We start from the raw sequence: 3,705 nt of genomic DNA, 5'->3' as shown, positions 1-3,705 counted from the left end.
GCTCCCCCTCTCCCCGCCCGCCCGCGGTCCCCCTCTGGGCTGACGATGTCCGCGGGCCGCGCAGTGCGGTCCGTTTCCCGATGCGCGGCCCCGCACCCGCGGAGCCGCCGTCCACCGGGCCATCCGAACAGCCAGGTCGATGCTGAAACGTACCGTGGGCGCCGTGTGCGTCCTTGCAGTCCTCCCCGCATGGGTGCCCGCAGCCGCGGCGCAGTCGCCCCCCGCGGGAACCCCCGCGCCGTACGGCGCCGCCGTGCAGCAGGGGACCGGCTCCGTCGTGGGGATGGTGACCGACGCCGTCACGGGGCAGCCCATCTCCGGTGTGCAGGTGCGGCTGCGTGAGCTGGGGCGGAGCGAGCTTTCCCACGCCGACGGGAGCTTCCACTTCGAGCGCCTCCCCGCCGGGCGCTACACCGTCACCGCGCAGCGGATCGGCTACGCCTCCGCGGAGCGCGTCGTGCGCGTGGTCTCCAACGACTCCGTGGCCGTCCCGCTCACGCTCACCCCGTCCGCCATCGCCGCCGAGGCCATCGTGGTCACCGGCACCGGGCGCGAGCGCGGCGCCCAGGAAGCCTACCGCCCCACCAGCGTGGTGGGCGGGGCCGAGCTGCGCCGCGAGCTGGGCTCCAGTGTGGCGGCCACCCTGCAGAATGAGCCCGGCATCTCGCAGCGCTACAACGGCCCCGCCGCCGCGCAGCCGGTGATCCGGGGGCTGGGCGGCGACCGCGTGCTGGTGCTGGAGGACGGCGGGCGCACCGGCGACATCGCCTCAAGCTCGGGGGACCACGCGGTCACGGTGGACCCCGTGACCGCCGAACGGATCGAGGTGGTGCGCGGCCCGGCGGCGCTGCTCTACGGGAGCAACGCGCTGGGCGGGGTGGTGAACGTCATCCGGGAGGAAGTGCCCCGCACCCTCCCGGAGCGGCTCACCGGCACGGCCAGCGTGCAGGGCGAAACGGTGAACCAGGGGCTCACCGGCGGGTTCTCCGCCGTGGTCCCGGTGGGGAGCGTCGCCCTGCGCGCGGAGGCCAGCGGCCGCACCGCCGGCGACACCCGCACCCCCCTGGGCGTCCTCCCCTCCACACAGATGGACGGGTACAACGCCGCCGCCGGGGCGAGCTGGATCCAGGAGCGCGGCTTCGTCGGCGTCTCGGTGCGCGACCTGGCGATGGAGTACGGCGTCCCCGGCGATTTCCAGGGCGTCGTGATCCCGGGGGGGCACGAGGGCGGCGCCCGCATCGACCTGCACCGGACCTCCGTGCGGCTGGAAGCGGAGCGGGTGGTCAGCATGGGGCCGATCCGCGCCGTGAAGGTGGACGGCGGCTACTCGCGCTACGAGCACACGGAGAGGGAGCCGGACGGCGCCGTCGGAAGCCGGTTCGGGCAGCTCACCGGGAGGGCGAACGTGGCCGTCCGCCACCAGCACGAAGCCGGCGGGCTCCTTTCCGAGGGCGCGTTCGGCGCGTGGGCGTACGGCAAGGACTTCGCCGTGGCGGGGTCCAGCACCGGCTCCGAGCCGGCGAGGCAGGCCTCCCTGGCGGGCTTCGTCTTCGAGGAGCTCTTGTGGGGACCGGTCAACCTCCAGGCGGGCGCCCGATACGACTGGAGCCGCGTGACCCCGCGGGAGACCGGGCGGACGGCGATCGGGCTGGTGCGCCCCCGCGACTTCGGCGCCTTCTCCGCCTCGGTCGCGGCACTGTTCCGCGTGGCCGACGGGTGGTGGGCGGGGGCGAGCGTGGCCCGCGCCTTCCGGACGCCCTCCATCGAGGAGCTGTTCTCCAACGGTCCGCACCTGGCCGACTTCTCCTTCAACGTCGGCAACCCGGACCTGGACTCCGAGTTCGGGCTGGGGACCGACGTGTTCGTGCGCGCCCGCCTCCCGCGCCTGACGGCGGAGCTCACGGCGTTCCGGAACGACATCGACAACTACATCTACTACGCCCCCACGGGCGAGCTGGACCCGCGCTTCGGGCGGTTCCCGGTGTACCAGGCCCGCGGCGACGACGCGGTGCTCACGGGCGTGGAGGGCCGGCTCCAGTGGGAGGCCGTTCGGCGCCTGGTGCTGGACGGAAACGCCAGCTACGTCCGCGGCACCCTGCAGCGGGACGGCTCCCCGCTCCCCGCCATCCCGCCGCTGCACGGCGGGCTGAACGTCCGCTACGACACCCCCACGTACTTCGTGGGGCTGGGGTGGGAGGGCGCCGCCGAGCAGGACCGGGTGGCGCGCGACGAGGGCGTGCTCCGCGAGAGGCCCACCGACGGGTACTCCCTCTTCAATGGAAGCGCGGGGCTCCGCTGGACCGCATGGGGGCGGCTGAACACCCTCACCCTGCAGGTACGGAACGTGACGGACGAGGCGTGGCGCGACCACCTCTCCCGCATCAAGGAGGTGGCCCCGCAGCCCGGCCGCAACGTGCAGCTGCTGTACCGAGTGAACTTCTGACCGCCCGGACGACAACGACATCTAGGAGACGACCCATGACGACCGATACCTTCCGCCGCCTCACCTCCCGCGCCCTGGTCGCGCTCGCGCTCACCGGGGTGCTGGCCGCCTGCGACAACCCCGTGGACGAGGACCCCCATCCCGATGCCGTGGCCGTCGTGGTTCAGACCTCGGCCGGCGTGGAGCTGGCCCGCGCCACAGGTGGCGGCACCCAGGGCACCGCCACCGGCTCCATCCCGCTGACGATCGGCGCCACGCGCGACCTGCGGGTGATCTTCGTGGACGCGGCGGGGAACCCCGTCCCTGTGGGCGGCGACACGTCGCTCCGGGGGAACGTGCTCATCGGCGCCCTGGCGCGATTCGAGAAGACCAGTGAGACGGGTGGGCGCCTGACCGGCCTCAGCGCGGGGACCACCTCCGTCAGCTTCGACCTGATGCACGGCAGCCACGCTGATTTCCAGGGCGCGGCCATCCCGCTGATCGTGACGCCCTGACGGGGGCACGGCACCGACGCGACGAGGGCGCCGGCCGCATCCGCGGCCGGCGCCCTCGTCTTTTTGCTGCGCGGCTCGTCTCGCGCCGCGCCTACTCCCCCGCGGGGTGGGCCGGGCAGCCGCAGCTCCGGCACGAGGCGGCATGCCGGAGGCGGGCGTTGCGCATCAGCCCGCCCGCGACGAGCAGGCTGCCCAGGACGGTCGTCGCCGGCTCAGGGAGCGGCTCCGTCCAGCCGGCGAGGCTCGCGGCCCAGACGGCGAAGCCCACGAGCACGGGGAGCCACACGGCACGGCGTCCGTGGGCCCGCACCCCGTAGACGGTCGTGGCGACGGCGAGCGCCGCCGAGGCGAGCATGATCCCCGCCTCCACGCCGGTGGCGTGGCCCACGACGGGGACGAAGAGCGCCGCCAGCGGCATCGCCACGCAGTGTACGGCGCACGCGACGGGGAGCGCTGCGGTCCAGAGCGCCGGCCGGCGCAGGGGAGATGCGTTCATGGGTGCGGCCTTCCGGGTGCGCGCGGGAGCCCCTGGCCCCCGACCGAGGCGCGGAATGTAGCCGGCCGCTCCGCCACATGCAAGTAATTTGCAGGGAGCGTCGGCGACCACTGCTCCCCACCCGCCACAGCTGGGGCGGTTTCCGCGTGCGTCGGCTCCGGCGGACCCCCTCCCCCGGCCCCTCCCCGCAGGGGGGAGGGGAGCACGACAGGGAGGCGCCTCGACCCTCTCCCCCTTGCGGGGAGAGGGTGGCGCGCAGCGCCGGGTGAGGG

General features: G+C 74.5%; 3 protein-coding genes. 2 read left to right on the top strand and 1 reads right to left on the bottom strand.

Annotated features, from left to right (window positions below; genetic code table 11):
- Positions 1-139 precede the first annotated feature (139 nt).
- Entirely contained in the window at positions 140-2,443 is a 2,304-nt protein-coding gene (locus VGR37_18440; protein ID HEV2149388.1) for a TonB-dependent receptor, read from the top strand.
- 35 nt (positions 2,444-2,478) lie between these two features.
- Entirely contained in the window at positions 2,479-2,937 is a 459-nt protein-coding gene (locus tag VGR37_18435) for a hypothetical protein (protein ID HEV2149387.1), read from the top strand.
- 91 nt (positions 2,938-3,028) lie between these two features.
- Here VGR37_18435 and VGR37_18430 read toward each other — a convergent pair whose 3' ends face one another.
- Positions 3,029-3,433, bottom strand: a complete 405-nt coding sequence (locus VGR37_18430) for a MerC domain-containing protein (protein HEV2149386.1) — start codon at positions 3,431-3,433, stop codon at positions 3,029-3,031.
- Positions 3,434-3,705: the final 272 nt, after the last annotated feature.

The sequence above is a fragment of the Longimicrobiaceae bacterium genome (genome assembly GCA_035936415.1).
Lineage (GTDB): Bacteria > Gemmatimonadota > Gemmatimonadetes > Longimicrobiales > Longimicrobiaceae > JAFAYN01.
The sequence above is the reverse complement of the archived record's forward strand: the minus strand, read 5'-3'. Positions and strand labels throughout refer to the sequence as shown.